Raw genomic sequence first — 18,851 nt, 5'->3', positions numbered from 1 at the left:
GTTCTCGCAACGGACGCGGGACCGGGGTTCGATGAGCGTCGAGGTCGTGCTCATCACCCCGGTACTCGTGGCCTTCATGCTGCTCGTGATCGCGTTCGGCCGGTACGTGGCGGTACGCGGCGACGTCGAGGCGGCGAGCCGCGACGCGGTGCGCGCGGCGTCGCTGGAACGCGACATCGGGTCGGCCCGGGCGGCGGCGAGCGCCACCGCGAACGCCTCGCTGGGCGGTCGCTGGACATGCGAGACGGTCGGCCTGACCGGCAATTTCGTAGCCGGCGGGATGATCGAGACGGAACTGAGCTGCCGGGTACCGGTCGACGACCTGGGCCTGCTGGGACTGCCCGGCACGGTCACGGTGCGGGCCACCAGCTCGGCTCCGCTGGACATCTACCGCCGCACAGGTAACGGAGGTACGCCGTGAGAGCGCCGATCCGGCGGGACGACTCCGGCCAGGCCACGGTTTTCGTGGTGGCCTTCGCCGTGGTCCTGCTCGTGCTGGCCGGGCTCGTGGTGGACGGCGGCCTGGCGATCAACGCCCGGCAACGGGTGACGGACGACGTGGAGCAGGCCGCGCGCGCCGGAGCCCGGGAGATTCAGGTGGACACCCTCCGGGCCGACGGAACGGTGCTCGTCGATCCGGGGGCCGCTCAGCAGGCGGCCGCGAAATTCCTGGCCGCCCGCAGCTATCCGGCGTCCGGCGTGGAGATCGACGCGACCACCGAACAGGTCTCGGTGCGGGCGACGATCCAGCAGAAGACCACACTGCTTTCTCTGATCTTCTTCAACAGTTTCACCGTGACCGCCCAGGGCCAGGCCCGGCCGGCGGTGGGCATCACCGGGGAGGGCTTGCCATGACCGCGCATTCCGCGGACCGGCCGGCGACAGGGGCCGGCCGGTTCACCCAGCAGGAGCCGCTCGCACCACGCCGTTCGAAACTCGGGGCCCTGTTCGCGGGGCTGGGGCTGCTCGCGCTGGTCGTGGGCCTGCCCGCCGGGCTCTACGTGCTGGCCGAGCCGCTGCTGCAGAACGGCCGTCTCTCCCAGACCCTGACCCTGACCGGAACTCTCGGCATCGATCAGGTGCTCGCCGTGCTGGTGGTCGTGGCCGCGCTGGCCTGGCTGCAGTTCGTGATCTGTGTGCTGGTCGAGATCGGCGCGGCCCTGCGGGGCGGCGTGCTGGCCGCACCGGTGCCGTTGTCCGGGCCGAGCCAGCGTCTGGCCCGGTGGCTGGTCGGGTCGATGCTGCTGGTCGGGGTGATGGCCGGGCAGATGGGTATCGCGCAGGCCGCACCCCGGGCCGACCTGGGGCCCGCCCGGGCCGCGTCGTCCATCAGCGTGGCGGCCTCGTCCGACCCCGACACCCTCTACGTCTTCGACGCGAACACCGCGGCGCCTCAGGTGCAGACCGTCAGTCACGGCTCCTCCCGGCACCTGACCGCGCAGCAGGCCGCGGCCGAGGCGGCGACCGCGCGCCGCGCCGCCGCCCGGGCCGAGCGGGAGACCAGCGGCCTGACCAGCCGTGAGGAACTGGCCCTGGACGGGCACAAGGTCTACGTCGTGCAGCCCACCGCCGGGCGTCATCACGACACGCTCTGGGAGATCGCCGAGCGTCATCTCGGTGACGGGCGGCGCTACCACGAGATCTACCGCCTCAATGAGGGACGAACCCAGCCCGACGGGCGCTCGTTGCACCTTGCGCGATTGATCCAGCCGGGATGGCGGCTGATCATGCCCGAGGACGCGGTGGGGGTCTCCCGGTGGGTGGCTGATCGAAGTGCCGGGTCGGATGCGGATCCGGGTGCGGACGAGGGGGCCCGGCCACCGGGTGGGCAGGACAGCGGGGCGGGGAGCGGCGACCAGAGTGGCGCTCAGGGCTCGGGGGGCACCCAGGGTCAGAGTGGTCAGCAGGGCGGTGGGGCCGGGCAGAGTGCGGGACAAGGTTCTGGACAGGCTTCTGGACAGGGCTCCGGGCAAGGCTCCGGGCAGAGTTCGGGACCTGGTTCGGGGTCCGGGGCGTCCGTCGCACCGACTGCGGCGCCCACGCCGCGGCGGTCGGCCCCCGGTGGATCAGCGACGCCGGGTCGGTCGGCGGCACCGAGTGCTTCGGCTACGAGCGGATCGGCCTCCGGTGGATCGACCGCGGGTGGATCGGCGTCCGGTGGCTCCGCTTCCGGTGGCTCCGCTTCCGGTGGCTCCGCTTCCGGTGGCTCCGCTTCCGGTGGCTCCGCTTCCGGTGGCTCCGCTTCCGGTGGCTCCGCTTCCGGTGGGTCGGCATCCGGTGGGTCGGCATCCGGTGGATCGGCGGCCAGAGGTTCGGTGTACAGCGGGGTGCCGGAGCCCGGCGACCCGCGCTACGTCGCGTCGCAGCATCCGGACGTGGTCGGCCAGGGCATGGTTCTGCCGACCGACCCGACTCCTCCGCGCGGCACCACCCGCCCGGGTGGCGCGGCGGCCTCCTCCGGCTCGGCGACGTCCGGCGCCGCATCGTCCGGCGCCGCATCGTCCGGCGCCCATGTTCCCGGAGCCGGTGCTTCCGGAGCCGCGACTTCCGGCGCTTCCCCCAGCACCGCAAGGGTTTCACCGTCCACCGGGACCTCGACGGCGACGTCGACAACTGCGGCGACAACGACGTCCTCAAGCAGTGCCGCCCAGGCGCCCCCGAGCGCGAACGAGACCACCGCCCCTTCGGCGGCAGTGCCCCGGGACACCGCGCAGGGCGACGGTCAGGTGGTCGGGCAGCCGGAAGTCTCGGCGGACCAGGGTTCTTCGGACGGTCCCGGACTGCCGGCCGAACTGATCGGCGCCGGTCTGGTGACGGCCGCCCTGCTGGGCACCCTGCTGCTGATCCGGCGCCGCCGGCGCGGTGGGCCGGACGAGCCCGGCGAGGTCGACCGGGACACCGAGGTCTGGCTGCGCACGGGGGCGGACGCCGACCGCGGTGCCCTGCTCGACCTGGCGCTGCGCTCGCTGCCCCGGGCCTGCCGCGAGGCCCAGCTCCCGCTCCCCCAGGCCTACGGCGCGGTGGTCGACGACGAGGGCCTGGACCTGCTCCTGACCATGGCCCACCCGTCCGCACCGCCGCCCTGGGCCGGTCTCGACGACGGCCTGCGCTGGCGTCTGACCTACGCCGACGCCCAGCACCTGGTGGCGCACGGCGACAGTGCCTACCCGCTGCTCGCCTCGGTCGGGCGCGACCAGCTGGGCCGGGACGCCCTGATCAATCTGGGGGCCGCGGCCGGACCGGTCGCGGTGGTCGGCAGCCCGGCGATGTCCGCCGCGGTGGTGCGGGCCCTGGCGCTGGGCCTGGCCGGTAACCCCTGGTCGCGGGGCATCGAGGTGCTGACAGCCGATCTGCCTCCGGCGCTGCCGGCCATCGCGGCGGGCCGGCTGATTCCCTGCAACGGCGCGAAAGACCTTACCGAGCAACTGGAACAGGGCCAGAGCCGGATGCCGCGCACGGGTCCGGTGCAGATCCTGACCGGTGGCCCGGCCCCGGGCAGCCGCCCGGAACGCGTCGCGATCTACGGCGCCCCGCTGACCGTGCAGACCGCGTCCCGGCTGCAGGCCGTGGTCGGGCGCGGCGCGGACCTGGCCGTCGTGATCGCCGGCGACCTGCCCGGCGCCCGCTGGCGTCTGCAGGTGGACGACAACGGAGTGCTGACCTGCGAAGAGCTTTCGCTCCAGGTGACGGCGAACCGGCTGGGCGACGGCAGTATCGAGCGGCTGCACTCGCTGTTCGTCTCGGCCGGCACGCCCGACCTGCCCACCGCGAGCGGGCCGCAGGGCGAGCGGGTGGCCGAGCCGGACGGGGTGGTCGAGACCGACGACATCACCTGGGCCCAGGCCGCGGTGCGGGTGGCGATCCTCGGCGAGGTCGAGGTGCAGGCACCCGGCTCGATCGATCCGCGCCGCCAGATCGTGGCCGAGGAGATCCTGGCCTACCTGGCCCTGCACCCGGCCGGTACGCACCCGACCGTGCTGGGCTCGGCGATCTGGCCGCGCGGGGTGACGGCCGACGTGCGCGACGACATGCTGGCCGAGGTGCGCGACTGGCTGGGGACCGACGGTTCCGGCCATCCCCGGCTGCGCGAGGGCACGGACGGACGGCTGCGGCTGAGCTCGGACGTGCCCTGCGACTGGGACGTGCTGCGCACCCTGACCGCTCGCGCCGACCGCACGAAAGACCGCGCCCGCGAACGAGATCTGCTGGTTCGGGCGCTGCACCTGGTGCGTGGTCCGCTGATCGGGGGCATTGCCCACGGCACGTACACCTGGGTGCCGCGCACGGGTATCGAACGGCAGGCCGAGCACCTGGTGCTCGACGCCGCGAGCCGCCTGTGCAAGATCGCCTCGGAAGACGGTGACCAGCTGGCCGTCGAGCAGGCCGCGACCGCCGGGCTGCGGGCGGTGCCGCACGCGCAGCACCTGTGGCGCTACATCATCCGGGCCGAGTACGCGCTCGGTGGCCTGTCGCGGCTGAACGACGTGGCCGACCACGTGCGGTTCGTGCTGGCCTCGTCGGGCGTGGACATGGAACCGGAGACGACGACCCTGATCGATCACCTGGCGGGCAGCTCTCAGGTCCGGACGGGCAGCCACTAGGGCATTTTTCGAGGGCAGATCCCGCAGGTTCGCAGTTCATCTGCATACGCGGGCAAATCCTTCCGTCCGGCTGCGGGTCACCGCCGATGGAAGGATTTGCCCGCAGTCCAAGCCATCAGCCCTGTCGCCGCTCTCGCGGTTCGTCGAGAACTGGGCCCGGCCGATCAGGAAGACGTCCTGATCGACGCGATCACCGCGAGGGCCACCGAGAGCCTGAAGCACGACCTGGCCGGGACCGGGCTGAGCGACGACTTCGACCTGGAGATCTCACCAGCAAGGACAGCCCGGACGGGTGGGGGTGAGAAGAACGTCTCGCATCGTGATCGGACCGGATCGCCCGAGGGCTTCGTGGGTGCGGAGGACACCCGGGGCCGTGTGGTGTTAGGCCTGACCCGCTAAAACCCTCGTGATCATGCAAAACCTCCCCGGAGTTCTAGAACTCAGCTGTTCACAGTTCTAGAACACCGGGGAGGTTTTGCATGATCACGGAAGGGGGGCGGGTCAGCTGTAGCGGCCGTACTCGGTGGCCGGGCTGCTCGCCGGCACGAAGCCCGAGCAGGACACCCGGCCGCTGAATTTCGGGGTGGTGCGCCGGGTCAGGGCTCCCTTGACCGGGCGGCTGCTGTCGCCGGTGTTGCTGATCAGCTTCGGGAAGCCGGACAGCGCCGTGCTGACCACCTTGTTGCCGCTGCCGGTGACGTGGTTGCCGATCACGGCCGCGTTGTAGTTCTTCACGTACTGCGCGCCGGGCGGGGGCTTCATCAGCTGCTGGGCGATGAGGTTGTTCCGGACCTCGATCCGGCGGCTGGCGTACCCGATGATCACGCCGGCGGCGGAGCGGGTGATGGTGTTGCGGCGGATCCGGACGTCGGCGGCACCGGTGGCGGCGTCCGGGCCGGCCGCCTTGATCGCGGCGCCGTTCTCGGTGTCGAACAAGACGTTCCGCTCGATCACGCCCGGGCCCGAGTGGTACCCGGGCATCAGGTAGATGTTGTGGAAGTTCATGAACGCCCCGCCGGAGGCGTTGTTGTCGTGGATGCAGTTGCCCGCGATCCGGTAGTTCTTCGGGGTGCCGTTCTTCGGCGACGAGCTGACCATCACGTTGGACACGCCGATCGTGCCCCAGACCTCGGAATTGACGAACGACCAGCCGGTTCCGCCGTCGAACTTGACCAGGAACTCCTTGCGGCCGTCACCGGCGCCACGGGTGACGTTGATGCCGCTGACACGCCAGTAGTCCGCGTTCTCCAGCTGTAACGTGCCTTGGATGACGACCCGTTCACCCGGTGCGTTCTGAAGGCGGATCGGTGCGTCGGAACGGCCCGGGGTGGCCCCGTAACCGGCTGCCCCGACGTAGGTTCCACCCTTGACCACGATGGTGTCACCGGGCTGGGCCAGCTTGATCGCCTTGGTGATCGTGGCCAGCGGGTTCCTGGCGGCGGCCATCCGGGTGGTGCCGTCACTGCCCTGGGGCGAGACGTACAGCGTGCGGCCCAGCAACGAGTCGGCCGGCACCACGTCGGCGTGTGACGGGGCGGCCGCAGCGGCGGATGCGGCGGCGACACAGAGGCCGAGCATCGCGATGCGGTGGGTTCGTCGGGTCAGCACACACGGTGTCTCGACCCGGCCTGACCCCCGCTTGAGCGACGTTTCCGGAGGCGGGACCCGTTCGGAGCAATGCCCAGCCCATGACCTGCGGGTCTTCGATCAGGCTACCTGCCGGTCACGGCGCGGCGGATGATCACCAGGGCGCGGTCGTCACCCTCCTCGGTGCGGATGGCCCCGGTGATGCGGGCGGCGGCCCCCTCGACCCCGCGCGCGATCAGCGGGTCGGCGCGCCCGACGAGCCGGTCGATGCCCCGGCCCACGTCCAGCCGCCGGCTCTCCACCAGCCCGTCGGTGTAGAGCATGAGGGCGTCGCCCCGGTCCAGGCACCCGGTGATCGCCGGGTAGGCGGCACCGGCGAGCAGGCCCAGCGCCGGCCCCTGTTCACCGTCGAGCACGTCCCAGCGACCCGAACCCGCGTGGTAGTGCGCGACCGGCGGGTGCCCGGCGCCGTGCACCGCGAAACCGCCCCCGGCCAGGTCGAGGCTGATGTGCACCGCGGTGGCGAAACCCTCTTCGGTACCCAGGACCGTACTCAGCTGCACCACGTGGTGATTGGCGGCGGCGAGGAAGACCGACGGGGGCACCGTGTCGAGCAGGGCCCGCATCGCCCCGGCGAGCAGCAGCGCCCGGGCCCCGGCCTGGTAGCCGTTGCCGGACACGTCGACCAGGACCACCTCCAGCGAGTCCGGGCCGGACTGCTGGGTGACGAGGAAGTCACCGCTGAAGGTGTCGCCGTAGGCCGGGCGCAGATCGGTGTCGAACCGCCAGCCGGCCGGCAGGTCGGGACCGGCCGAGCGCAGCAGCATCTCGTTGCGCAGGTCGATGAGCACGGCATCGGCGGTGGTCGCGTCGCGCAGCCCGGAGTCGGTGGCCTCGCGCTCGCGGCGTTGCAGCCAGCCCAGCAGCACGGCGCCGAGCAGCACCAGAATGACGGGCAGGAGCGACCAGAACTGCTGACCGGTCAGGGCGAGCACGACCAGCACGACCACGCTGATCAGGGCGGCGTCACGCACCAGGTGCCGGGGCCGCACGACGGCCGAGCCGAGCACCAGGAAGAGACCCACGCAGGCGGCGGGCAGATAGTCGGAGGCATAGCGCGCGACGAGGGCGAACGAGACCGCCGCGGTGACGTTCAGACCGGCCCGGCGGTGACCGGGACGGCTGCCCTGGTCGACCCAGCGGCGCACGGCCCGCACACCACGACGCGAGACCCGGCCGGCCCGGCGCCGGTTCTTCTCGCTCAGTACCCGGCCGATCCGGCGGCCCAGCACCTGCCCGGCCCGGCGCAGGACGAAGCCGCCCAGGTCGCGGACCGTGGACACCGGCGGGGGTTCGGCCGGACCACGCCCCGATCGCGCCACCCGGGCCGGCCGCGGCCGGGGCACACGCACCGTGTGCCCCGGAGCCTGGCGATCCGCGTCCCCCGGATGCGGGGAGCGGGGCTCAGGCAGCCGCGACGGGCCGTGGTTCAACGTGACCATGCCCCGATCTTAGCCACACTGTAACTAAATAACCACGATGAGTAACCGTGAGGCGTCCGGGGCCAGATGGGCGATTTGGTGGCGAAGCGGCTTGCGGGACCTCAGGGAAGCGGCGGCAGGTCGCCCGTGGTCTCGTAACCGGTGAGCTGGTCGATGCGGCGGATGTGCCGCGGGTTCTCGCTGAACGGCTCGGCCAGGAATGCCTCGACGAAGGTCGTGGCCTCCTCGAGCGAGTGCATGCGGGCTCCGACGGCCATGACGTTCGCATTGTTGTGCTGACGGCCGAGCTTGGCGGTCTCCAGGCTCCAGGCCAGTGCGGCCCGGACCCCCTTCACCTTGTTGGCCGCGATCTGCTCACCGTTGCCGGACCCGCCGACCACGATGCCCAGGCTGCCCGGATCGGCGGCCACCGCCTCGCCGGCCCGCAGGCAGAACGGCGGGTAGTCGTCCTCCGGGTCGTACTGGTGCGGGCCGTGATCGACGATCTCGTGCCCGGCTTCGGCGAGGTGCTGGGCCAGATGCTGCTTCAGTTCCAGACCGGCGTGGTCGGAACCCAGATGGACGCGCATGGGACACAGTCTGGCACCCCCGGTGTCGGCCGGGGGTACCCACACCCTGATCAGACGAGAGATCAGACGTCGAACTGCGGCGATTCCGTCCGTGTGCGCTTCAGCTCGAAGAAGTACGGGTTGCTCGCGACCAGCAGCGTGCCGTCCCACAGCTTCCCGGCGTCCTCACCGGTGGGGACCCGGGTGATGACCGGCCCGAAGAAGGCGGTGTCGTTGAAGGCGACCACCGGCGTCCCCACGTCCTCGCCGACCTTGCCGATGCCCTCGGCGTGGCTGGCGCGCAGCTGCGGGTCGTACTCGTCGGAGTCCGCGTACTTCGCCAGGTCGGCCGGCAGGCCCACCTCGGCCAGCGCGGCGGCGATGACGGTCGGGCGGTCCTTCTCCTTCTTGTAGTGGATCTGCGAGCCCATCGCGTCGTACAGCGGCTTCACGTACTGCTCGCCATGCAGTTCCCGCGCGGCGATGATGACCCGGACCGGGCCCCAGCCGTTGTCCATCATCTTCCGGTAGTCGTCCGGCAGGTCGCGGCCCTCGTTCAGCACGGACAGGCTCATCACGTGCCACTTCACGTCCACCTCACGCACCTTCTCCACCTCGAGGATCCAGCGGGAGGTGGCCCAGGCGAAGGGGCACAGGGGGTCGAACCAGAAATCCGCGGTGTTGCGCTCACTCATCGGTATTACCTCTCGGTGAAGGTGTGGTTACTCCCGGACCGACAACACCACATCGTCCCGTGGTCATCCCCGCACACCGGGACGGCGTCCGCCCAGCGGTGGTGAGAGGATCCGGATTGAGCAATCCGCATCTGCGCCCGCCGGTGGGCAGGTGGGGCGCCGCGACCCGGCGCCCGTCCCGCCGACCGGACCCGGGCGCCACACCGAGGAGGACCCTGTGCCCGGTACGAACCTGACCCGAGACGAGGCGGCCGCCCGCGCCGCCGCGTTCACGGTGCAGTCGTATGACATCGATCTGGACCTGACCAGCGGTCCCGACATCTTCCGGTCCGTCACCACGGTGAAGTTCACGGCCTCCGCGTCGCCCGAGCTGTTCATCGACCTGATCGCACCGACCGTGCGCGAGGTCGTGCTCAACGGGACCCCTCTGAACGTCTCCGAGGTCGTCAGCACCGCGCGCATCGCCCTGCCGGGCGTCGTCACCGGCGAGAACGAACTGCGGGTGGTGGCCGACGCCGCCTACATGCAGACCGGCGAGGGCCTGCACCGTTTCGTCGACCCGGTCGACGGCGAGGTCTACCTCTACTCGCAGTTCGAGGTGGCCGACGCCCGCCGCGTCTTCGCCTGCTTCGACCAGCCCGACCTGAAGTCTGTCTACACCTGGACGGTGAAGGCACCCGCGCACTGGCAGGTCGTCACGGTCGCCTCCGCGGTCGAGCCCGAGCCCGCGGGTAGCGACGCCGCGGTGTGGCGTTTCGCGGAGACCGAGGTGATGAGCCCCTACGTCACCGCGCTGGTCGCCGGCCCGTACCACCGGGTCACGGACGAGCTGACCGTGCGCGACGGCCGCACCATCCCGCTGGGCGTGTTCTGCCGGGCCTCGCTGGCCGAGCACCTCGACGCCGAGAACGTCATCGCGATCACCAAGGCCGGGTTCACCTGGTTCGAGGAGACCTTCGACTGCGACTACCCGTTCCCCAAGTACGACCAGCTGTTCGTGCCGGAGTTCAACGCCGGGGCGATGGAGAACGCGGGCACGGTCACCATCACCGAGGTCTACGTGTTCCGCTCGCGGGTGCCGCAGGCCCTGATCGAGCGCCGCGCCCTGACCATCCTGCACGAGCTGGCGCACATGTGGTTCGGCGACCTGGTCACCATGCGCTGGTGGGACGACCTCTGGCTGAACGAGTCGTTCGCCGAGTACGCGAGCACCCGCTGCCAGGCCGAGGCCACGCAGTGGGCCACTTCCTGGACCACTTTCAGCAGCGCGGAGAAGTCCTGGGCGTACCGGCAGGATCAGCTCAGCTCGACCCACCCGATCGTGGCCGACATCCGCGACCTGGAGGACGTCGAGGTCAACTTCGACGGGATCACCTACGCCAAGGGCGCTTCCGTGCTGAAGCAGCTGGTGTACTGGGTGGGCCAGGAGGCCTTCGACGCCGGGCTGCGGCAGTACTTCAAGACCCACGCCTGGAAGAACACCACGCTGAAAGACCTGCTCGGGCACCTGGAAGAGACCAGCGGGCGCGATCTCGAGGCCTGGTCGGCGGCCTGGCTGCGCACCGCGGGCGTGAATACGCTGCGCCCGGTGATCGAGACCGGCCAGGACCGGGTGATCACCCGCTTCGCGATAGCCCAGGAGGCCGCGGCCGACTACCCCCACCTGCGTCCGCACCGCCTCGTCGTCGGTGGCTACGACCTGGTGGACGGCAAGCTGCGCCGCACCACGCGGATCGAGCTGGACGTGGCCGGTGAGCTCACCGAGGTACCGCAGCTGGTGGGCAGCGCCCGTCCCGACCTGATCCTGATCAACGACGAAGACCTGGCGTACGCCAAGATTCGCCTGGACGCCGGTTCGCTGGACGCCGCGATGGGCCACCTCGGCGACTTCGAGGACTCCCTGTCGCGCACCCTGATCTGGGGCGCGGCCTGGGACATGACCCGCGACGCGGAACTGCCCGCGCGCAGCTTCGTCGACCTGGTGCTGGCCAACATCGCCTCGGTCGACGACCCCAGCGTGGCCCAGACCCTGCTGCGTCAGCTCTCCGCGACGCTGGAGTCGTACGTGGCCCCCCAGTTCCGCGAGGAGACCTCGGCCAAGGCCGCCGACCAGCTGTTCGGTCTGCTGAAGTCCGCCGCGCCGGGCAGCGACAGCCAGCTGCTGCTGGCCCGTTCGTTCACCTCGCACGCGAGCACCAAGGAGCAGCTGGCCTCGGTCGAGGCACTGCTTTCCGGTGCCCTCGTCATCGAGGGTCTGGCGGTGGACACCGAGATGCGCTGGAGCCTGCTGACCGCCCTGGTCGCCGGTGGCGCCGCGGGCGAGACCGAGACCGCGGCCGAACTGGCCCGCGACGACACGGCCACCGGCCGGGTGCACGCCGCGGCCGCCCGCGCCGCGACGCCGACCCCCGAGGCCAAGGCCGCCGCGTTCAAGAGCGTGGTGGACGACGGCGACCTGCCGAACACCGTGCAGGCAGCCGTCATCGGCGGTTTCAACCGGGTGCACGACCGGTCGCTGCTGGCGCCCTACGTGGAGCCGTACTTCGCCGCTCTCACCCGGCTGTACGCCGAGCGCACCAGTGAGATGGCCGGCCAGATCGCGGTCGGTCTCTACCCGTCGGCCCAGCCGGTGGCGCCGGTGCTGGCGGCGACGCAGCAGTGGCTCGACACCACCGACGCCGAGCCGGCGCTGCGCCGCCAGGTGATCGAGGGCCGCGACGCGGTCGAGCGGGCCGGGCGGGCCCAGGAGCGCGACCTGCGGGGCTGATTCCCCGGTAAAGGGCGAGCCCAGACCGGATTCCGGTCTGGGCTCGCTTTTTTCAGTGGGTCAGACGCACTGCTCGGACACGCCCGAACCGCCGTAGTTACCGACCGCGGCGACGCGCTCGTTGCAGCTCCACACCCAGTGGTTGGCGATGTCCTTGTACACGTTCCAGTTGGACTGCTGGTGAAAACGGACCACGTAGGGCTCGCCCGGGTTGATACCGGTCCAGGTGGGGTTGCATTCGCCAGGCGACAGAACGAACGTCGAGAAGCCCCCACGCTGCGGGAAGATGGCCTCAGCCACGACCCCCGAGGCGTTGTTGCAGAACGTGAAGTTGACCGTGGCGGCGGATGCGGACGAGGCACCGGCCAGACCCAGACCTCCGAGTGCGAAGAGCGCAGCGGGAACGGCGGCCAGTCGGGCGAGGCGTCGCATGAGACTCCTTCCGGTTTCACAACAGGACAATCTGGACACGGTTCGGCGAGGCCGATCCGTTCAGCACCTGCCTATTCGCCTGCGAACAGTGCCCGAAAGTTCCGTCCTGAAGCCTTCAGCTCGGTCAGCCGGTGCGTGCCCTTCTCCCCCACGTCGTACTCGAAATAGGCCTGGTAGGCGACGTTGTTGGCCGGATCGGCGATGAAGTCGTGCATCTGCCCGATGAAGTAGGGGTCGTCGCCACCCCCGTGCCCGTCGGGACGCTGCGCCCACAGCCCCCATTCGGGTAGCGACATCGGTTTACCGTGCGCAGCGGCGAATTTTGACCAGGAAGCGAGACCGAACCGGGAGTTCAGGGTGTTGTCCCAGGCCGCCTTCTGCCGCCGGTGACGGCACTGCGCGGCGCACTTCGCGGGATAGGGGTAGGTGTTGTCCGCCCAGGAGATGTCGTATACGTCGACACCCACGTAGTCCACGTAGCCGTCACCGGGGTAGAACGTCGTCGAGTCGTAGGTGTCGCCGCCGTTGTGCACGTTCCAGTCGAACCGCAGGTTCTCGGCCCCCGGTACCGAGTGCATCACCGTCACCACCGAACGCCAGTAGCCGATGAAGTCGTCCGCGTCGTCCGGATGCCAGCGCCAGCTCCCGAGGTTGAACTCCCACCCCAGCCGCAGGATCGCGTCACCCTGGCCGTAGGCCACCAGGTTCTCCGCGAGCGTCCTGAAGTACTGGTCGTACTCACCCCTCGCCCCGGCGGCGAGACTGACATCCAGATCCTTGTTCTCGGGCAGCATGGCCAGGCCGTAGACCATCCGGTAGCCGGAGTCCTGCCACGCGCTCAGCTGGTAGGCCGGATCGGCGATGTCGTCCCAGGTGCGGCGCATCGAGAAATCCACCACGTAGTCGACGTCGCGGCCCAGCCAGTCGCTGAACTTCCGCACGTCTTCCGGTGAGGTACTGCGGAAGACACCTAGTGCAGGCGGTTTCTCGGCGATATCGGTCGGAGCAGAGGACGAGGTGGCCGGCGTGGCTGTCGCCGTGGGCTCCGGTGAACGGTCGCCTGCGAGCGCGTACGAGACACCCCCGGCGGCCAGCAGCAGGATCAGCGCGGCGGTCAGGAGCTTGAGCTTCAGGGGATCTCCGGTGGAGCCGTGTCGTCGATGGCCATCCCGAACTCGGCGGCGAGCAGGGGGGCGAGCAGGTCGAGCTGGACCGAGCTCACCGTGGTGCCGTTCAGCCGGGACAGCCCGGTGATGCGGTGCAGTTCGGCGCCCCGCAGGTCGAACGCCTTCAGCTGCGCGCGCTGCACGTCGAGGGTCGGCACCGAGCTGCCGATGAAGGCCACGCTCTGGGCGGTGGCCTCGGCCAGGTCGAGTTCCTCGATCGAGCAGCGGGTGAAGGCGACGTCCCGCAGGGTGGCCCCCCGCAGGTTCAGGTAGGTGATCTTGCAGTCGACGAAGTGGACGCTGCCCCAGTTCGTCTCGTACATCTCGGCCGACCCGATGCGGGCCCCCTCGATGCGGACGTCACGCCAGTCGCCGCGGCCCGCGCGCAGCGAGGGCAGCCGGGCGGCGCTGATCACGCAGTCGCGCACCCGGGTGCCCCGCAGGTCGGCCTCGTCGGCGCCGAGCCCGGTGAGGCTGCACTCCATCACCGAGGCGTCGGACAGGTCGAGCCGCTCCACCTCGACGCCCTCGAAGGCCAGCCCGTCCAGACGGGCGCCGGGCAGCAGGTCGGCCGGGTCGCCGGTTTCCAGTGCGGGCAGCCGGATCTCGTCGATCCGGACCGCCGGCTTGCGTCTAGCCACCGGTTCTCACTCCGGCTCGACCCAGTCGTTCGGGTGCAGGCGGGAGTCGACCGTGCGGATCAGGCTGAGCACGCGCACGGAGTCCATCAGGTCGTCGAGCAGGATCGGCTGGCCCACCCCGTCGGCCAGGGGCAGCCGCCAGTTCGGGTACTCGTCGTTGGTGCCGGGCTGGTTCATCGTGCGCCGGTCACCCACGGCGTCGGCCAGCTGCACGCCGATCAGCCGGGCCGGGGTCAGGGCGAGGAACGCGTGCAGCGCCTCCACCTTGTCGCGCTCGGTCGGGCCGACCTTGAGCAGGCCGAGCTCGGTGAGCTGGTCGAGCACGTCCTGCCGCTGCTCGGCGTCGACCGCGGCCTCCTGCTCGTAGCTGCGGGTGAGCAGCCCCAGCCGCTCGCGCAGTTCGATGTGCTCACCGGCGAGATAGCCCGCGGTGGGCGGCAGGTCGTGCGTGGTGACGGTGGCCAGGCACAGGTCGCGCCACTGCGAGGGCTCCAGCGGCTTGCCGTCGCCGTCGTAGTCGCGCTCGAACCAGAGGATCGACGTGCCGAGCACGCCGCGCTCCTTCAGGTACTCGCGGGTCGAGGGCTCGACGTTGCCCAGGTCTTCGCCGATCACGAAACAGCCCGCCCGCTGGGCCTCCAGGGCCAGCAGGCCGATCATCGCCTCGTGGTCGTACTTCACGTAGGTGCCGTCGGCCGGGGAGTTGCCCTCGGGCACCCACCAGAACCGGAAGAGCCCGAGGATGTGGTCGATCCGCAGGGCCCCGGCGTGCCGCAGCAGGGTGCGCAGCATGGCCCGGTAGGGCTCGTAGCCGAGCTCGGCCAGCCGGTCGGGACGCCACGGCGGCTGCGACCAGTCCTGGCCCTGCTGGTTGAACGCGTCCGGCGGGGCGCCGGCGGTGACGCCGAGGGCCAGCACGTCGGCCAGGGCCCAGGCGTCCGCACCGTCGGGGTGCACCCCGACGGCCAGGTCGTGCACCACGCCGACCGACATGCCGGCGTCCTGCGCGATCGCGGCGACCCGGGCGAGCTGCTGGTCCAGGCACCACTGGAGCCACATGTGGAACTCGACGCGGTCGACGAGTTCCTCGCGGACCTGCACCACCGCGTCGCTGTGCGGCTCGCGCAGGTGGTCGGGCCAGTTCGAGGTGGGCAGCCCGTACCGCTCGACCAGGGCGCTCCAGGTGGCGAAGTCTTCCAGGCCCTCGCCCTCGCGCAGGCAGAAGGCCTCGAACGCAGCCTGCCGCTCACGGCTGCGGGGGTGCTCGAAAACGGTCTGCAGCGAGGCCGACTTGGCCTCCCAGACGGCGTCGCGGTCGAGGTCGCGCGGGTCGGTGCTGAGGGCCCGCATGGCCTCGGCCTGCCACTCGATGATCGCGCGCTCGGTGGACGCCAGGTAGGCGACCTCCGGGATGTCCTCGACCCGCAGGTAGACCGGGTTGAAGAAGCGGCGGGTGGTGGGCAGGTACGGCGACGGCGTCATCGGGGCGACCGGCTCGGCCGCGTGCAGCGGGTTCACCAGCACGTAGTCGGCGCCCCCGGCCCGGGCGCTCCAGCCGGTGAGCTCGGCCAGGTCACCCAGGTCGCCCAGGCCCCACGACCGGGAGGAGCGCACCGAGTACAGCTGGGTCATGAAGCCCCAGGCGCGGCTCTGGGCCACCGAGGGCGGCAGCTCGATGCGCCGGGGCGTGACCACGTAGGGGCGGTACAGCTCGTCGGACTGCACCGGGTTCTCGCTGCCGGGGTGCCGGGCCTGCGGCAGGTGACGGGCGATCAGGGTGTGGTCGCCGATCGGGATGTCGCCCAGCACCATGTAGTTCACCCGGCGCCGGGTGCGGCCCTCGAAGGTGGCGCGGCCCTCGTCCGGGGCCGGCTGGTCGGCGGCGAGCGGCAGCTTCAGCAGCGTGCCGTCTTCCGTCTCGAGCCGGACGTCCAGCCGGTGCAGCGGCAGATCGGCCTCCACGTGCACCGGGATGATCGCCGAGTCGCCCTCGCGCACCACGGTGATGTCGGGCAGCAGCTTCTCCCAGGGCCGGCGCCGCAGCTCGGCCAGCGCCGCACGCACGTGCACCCCGGTGCGCACCGGCATGTCCAGCGCCGCCAGCACCCCGCAGAGCGTGTGCGTGGCGACCGGGACCAGGTTGCCCTGCCAGTCCTTGAACTCGGTCGAGACGCCCAGCCCGGTGGCCAGCTCGACCAGTTCCTCCGGGGCGGGAGCGTCGAGGTCGAGGTTCCCGTCCACCAATCGGGGACGTGTGAACGCCGCACTCGCGTCGTCGGGGTCGCGGTCGGGATGGTCGTCCGGTCCGCTCGACTTGGGGTCTTCCCAGAGCGCGCTGAGGGGAATGCCCGACGGTGGCGTCGGCGCACTGATGTCGTACACCGACCCCTCGTCGTCGGGGCCCACACTGAGGTCGCTGCGGTCGGGAAGGGGTCGCTGCTCGGTCACCGTTGTGCTTCCGTCGCGTTCGTTCAGGTCATCGCCAGATGTCTCCGCAAGATCCTGCCATGCTTCCGGCCGCTACGACGGGTGGACTGCCTCTGGGTCTTCACCTGCCTCATGGGCACCTCGGGCGTTCACCCTACTGTGTGTACATGCCCACCCCCTCCGGCGTGTCCGCCGAGCGCCTTGACCTGGTCGACGAGCTGCACGGACAGCCGGTGCCAGACCCTTACCGCTGGCTCGAGGACGCCTCCGACGACCGCACGCAGAAGTGGTCGCAGCAGCAGGACGAGCTGTTCACCACCGGATCGGCGCACTGGCCGGGTCGCGAGCGGATCGGCGCCCGTCTGGGTGAACTGATGGGCGCGGGCGTCACCGGGGTGCCGATCTGGCGGGGCCGGCGGGTGTTCTCGATGCGCCGAGAGCCCGGCCAGGAACACAGCGTGCTGTACGTGCAGGACTCCCCGGACTCCGAGCGCCGCGTGCTCGTCGACCCCGTCGCGATCGACCCGGGCGGCACCACCACGCTCGACGCCTGGCAGCCCGACCGGGAGGGCGCGCGACTGGCCTACCAGCTCTCCGAGGGTGGCACCGAGGAGAGCGTGCTGCGGGTCATCGACGTGACCACCGGTGAGCTGCTCGACGGCCCCATCGACCGGGCTCGCTACTCCCCCGTCTCCTGGATCCCGGGCGGCCTGCCCGCCCCGGGCACCCCGCAGGAGCGGGTGCCCGCGTTCTTCTACGTGCGCCGCCTGCCCGCTGGCCAGGTGCCGGCCGGCGAGGAGCAGTACCACCGGCGGATCTGGCTGCACCGCCTGGGTTCCGACCCCTCCACCGACGTGCGCGTGTTCGGTGACGGCCACGACCCGCGGACGTACTTCGGGGTCGGTCTGTCCCGCGACGGGCGCTGGCTGATCGTCTCCGCCGCCGTCGGCACGGCCCCGCGCAACGACGTCTGGATCGCCGACCTGACCGCCCCCGGCGGCCACGAGACCCCGCAGTTCACGCCGATCGCCACCGGGCTCGACGCCCAGTTCGGCGCGCACGTGGGACGGGACGGCCGGCTCTACGTCTTCACCGACCTGGACGCCCCGCGCGGCCGGCTGGCGGTCACCGACCCGAGCACGCCCTCGCCCGCGAACTGGCGCGACCTGATCCCCCAGCACGAGGAGTCGGTGCTGCAGGACTACACCGTGCTGGACGGCGAGCAGCTCATCGACAACCCACTGCTGCTGGCCAGGTGGACGCGTCACGCGGTCTCCGAGGTCACCGTGCACGACCTGGACTCCGGCTCGCGGTACCCGGGCCCCTCCGGCTCGGTGGAGCTGCCCGGCATCGGCACGGTCGGGGGTCTGGTGGCGCGGCCCGAGGGCGGCCACGAGTGCTGGTTCACCTACACCGACCACGTCACCCCGCCGCACGTGTACCGGCTGGACGGGCTGACCGGGAAGGTGGAGCTGTTCGCGGCCCCGCCCGGCAGCATTCAGGGAGCCGAGGTGCCGAAGGTGATCACCCGGCAGATCGAATATCCCTCGGCCGACGGCACGATCGTGCGGATGTTCGTGACCTCCCGCGCCGATCTGCTCTCCGAGGCCGGCGAGCCGCTCTCCCCGCGCCCGACGATCCTTTACGGCTACGGCGGTTTCGGGGTACCGATGACACCGGGCTACTCGGCCACGATCCTCGCCTGGGCCGAGGCCGGGGGCGTGTACGCGGTCGCCGGCCTGCGCGGCGGCAGCGAGGAGGGCGAGGACTGGCACCGGGCCGGGATGCTCGGGCACAAGCAGAACGTCTTCGACGACTTCCACGCAGCCGCGGAACACCTGATCTCCCAGCAGTGGACGTCCCCGGGCCGGCTGGCGATCAGTGGCGGCTCGAACGGTGGCCTGCTGGTCGGGGCCGCGCTCACGCAGCGCCCGGAGCTGTACCGGGCCGTGGTCTGCTCGGCGCCGCTGCTCGACATGATCCGCTACGAGAAGTTCGGCCTCGGGGCGACCTGGAACGTGGAGTACGGGTCGGCGGACGACGCGGAACAGTTCGGCCAGTTGCTCGCCTACTCGCCCTACCACCGGGTGAAGGAGGGCGTGAACTACCCGGCCACCCTGTTCACGGTCTTCGACGGCGACACCCGGGTCGACCCCCTGCACGCCCGCAAGCTCTGTGCGGCCCTGCAACACGCGAACTCCGGCGAGCACCCGATCCTGATCCGCCGCGAGAAGGACGTGGGCCACGGCGCCCGCTCCCTGTCCCGCACGATCACCCTGAGCACCGACACCATGACCTTCCTGGCCGCCCAGACCGGTCTGGAGCTCTAGGGACGTCGCGGGGAGGTTTTGCATGATCACGAACGGGTCAGGAGGCGCCCCCTTCACCCGTTCGTGATCATGCGAACCTTCCCCGGCGATCTTGCTCCCCGTGACCGAACCTCACGCTGACCTGTGAAACCGGGCCACTTCGTCCTCAATTCGCC

General features: G+C 71.0%; 14 protein-coding genes. 6 read left to right on the top strand and 8 right to left on the bottom strand.

Annotated features, from left to right (window positions below; all coding sequences use genetic code 11):
• Positions 1 to 31 precede the first annotated feature (31 nt).
• The 4 genes from LR393_RS01465 to LR393_RS01450 all read left to right on the top strand — a co-directional run bounded on the left by LR393_RS01465 (position 32) and on the right by LR393_RS01450 (position 5,000).
• Complete coding sequence (locus LR393_RS01465) at positions 32 to 421, top strand: TadE/TadG family type IV pilus assembly protein (protein ID WP_231481020.1); 390 nt, start codon at positions 32 to 34, stop codon at positions 419 to 421.
• A complete protein-coding gene (locus LR393_RS01460; protein WP_231481019.1) occupies positions 418 to 855 on the top strand; it encodes a pilus assembly protein TadG-related protein in 438 nt (145 codons plus the stop codon). The genes LR393_RS01465 and LR393_RS01460 overlap by 4 nt, the downstream gene beginning before the upstream one ends.
• The gene (locus tag LR393_RS01455) at positions 852 to 4,601 is read left to right on the top strand and encodes a BTAD domain-containing putative transcriptional regulator (RefSeq protein WP_231481018.1); all 3,750 of its coding nucleotides are present in this window, start codon (positions 852 to 854) and stop codon (positions 4,599 to 4,601) included. Before LR393_RS01460 ends, LR393_RS01455 begins: the two co-directional genes overlap by 4 nt.
• Before the next feature lie 96 nt (positions 4,602 to 4,697).
• A complete protein-coding gene (locus LR393_RS01450) occupies positions 4,698 to 5,000 on the top strand; it encodes a hypothetical protein (RefSeq protein WP_231481017.1) in 303 nt (100 codons plus the stop codon).
• A 102-nt stretch (positions 5,001 to 5,102) separates the two neighbouring features.
• On the opposite strand, the gene LR393_RS01445 is transcribed toward LR393_RS01450, so the two are convergent.
• The 4 genes from LR393_RS01445 to LR393_RS01430 form a co-directional block, all read right to left on the bottom strand.
• Positions 5,103 to 6,209, bottom strand: coding sequence for a right-handed parallel beta-helix repeat-containing protein (locus LR393_RS01445; RefSeq protein ID WP_231481016.1), 1,107 nt, complete (start codon positions 6,207 to 6,209; stop codon positions 5,103 to 5,105).
• A gap of 104 nt (positions 6,210 to 6,313) precedes the next feature.
• Positions 6,314 to 7,690, bottom strand: a complete 1,377-nt coding sequence (locus LR393_RS01440; protein WP_231481015.1) for a PP2C family protein-serine/threonine phosphatase — start codon at positions 7,688 to 7,690, stop codon at positions 6,314 to 6,316.
• A 101-nt stretch (positions 7,691 to 7,791) separates the two neighbouring features.
• Positions 7,792 to 8,259, bottom strand: a complete 468-nt coding sequence (locus tag LR393_RS01435) for a ribose-5-phosphate isomerase (protein WP_231481014.1) — start codon at positions 8,257 to 8,259, stop codon at positions 7,792 to 7,794.
• Positions 8,260 to 8,321: 62 nt separating this feature from the next.
• On the bottom strand, positions 8,322 to 8,933 hold the full coding sequence (locus LR393_RS01430; protein ID WP_231481013.1) for a mycothiol-dependent nitroreductase Rv2466c family protein: 612 nt from the start codon (positions 8,931 to 8,933) through the stop codon (positions 8,322 to 8,324).
• 217 nt (positions 8,934 to 9,150) lie between these two features.
• Here LR393_RS01430 and pepN point away from each other — a divergent pair, with 217 nt between their 5' ends.
• Positions 9,151 to 11,700: an aminopeptidase N gene (gene pepN / locus LR393_RS01425; RefSeq protein ID WP_231481012.1), complete on the top strand. Its 2,550-nt coding sequence runs from the start codon at positions 9,151 to 9,153 to the stop codon at positions 11,698 to 11,700.
• A 60-nt stretch (positions 11,701 to 11,760) separates the two neighbouring features.
• Here the strand turns inward: pepN and LR393_RS01420 are convergent, their stop codons facing one another.
• The 4 genes from LR393_RS01420 to malQ form a co-directional block, all read right to left on the bottom strand.
• Positions 11,761 to 12,132, bottom strand: a complete 372-nt coding sequence (locus tag LR393_RS01420) for a hypothetical protein (protein ID WP_231481011.1) — start codon at positions 12,130 to 12,132, stop codon at positions 11,761 to 11,763.
• Positions 12,133 to 12,203: 71 nt separating this feature from the next.
• Positions 12,204 to 13,073, bottom strand: coding sequence for a glycoside hydrolase family 26 protein (locus tag LR393_RS01415; protein WP_231481010.1), 870 nt, complete (start codon positions 13,071 to 13,073; stop codon positions 12,204 to 12,206).
• Positions 13,074 to 13,261: 188 nt separating this feature from the next.
• Positions 13,262 to 13,939, bottom strand: coding sequence for a pentapeptide repeat-containing protein (locus LR393_RS01410; protein WP_231481009.1), 678 nt, complete (start codon positions 13,937 to 13,939; stop codon positions 13,262 to 13,264).
• A 6-nt stretch (positions 13,940 to 13,945) separates the two neighbouring features.
• A complete protein-coding gene (gene malQ / locus LR393_RS01405) occupies positions 13,946 to 16,387 on the bottom strand; it encodes a 4-alpha-glucanotransferase (RefSeq protein WP_231481008.1) in 2,442 nt (813 codons plus the stop codon).
• A 146-nt stretch (positions 16,388 to 16,533) separates the two neighbouring features.
• Between malQ and LR393_RS01400 the strand changes: the two genes are divergently transcribed.
• On the top strand, positions 16,534 to 18,696 hold the full coding sequence (locus LR393_RS01400) for a prolyl oligopeptidase family serine peptidase (RefSeq protein ID WP_231481007.1): 2,163 nt from the start codon (positions 16,534 to 16,536) through the stop codon (positions 18,694 to 18,696).
• The last annotated feature ends 155 nt before the right edge of the window (positions 18,697 to 18,851 follow it).

Source organism: Kineosporia mesophila (assembly GCF_021129235.1).
Taxonomy (GTDB): Bacteria; Actinomycetota; Actinomycetes; order Actinomycetales; family Kineosporiaceae; genus Kineosporia; species Kineosporia mesophila.
This window is presented reverse-complemented; position numbering and strand designations above follow the sequence as displayed.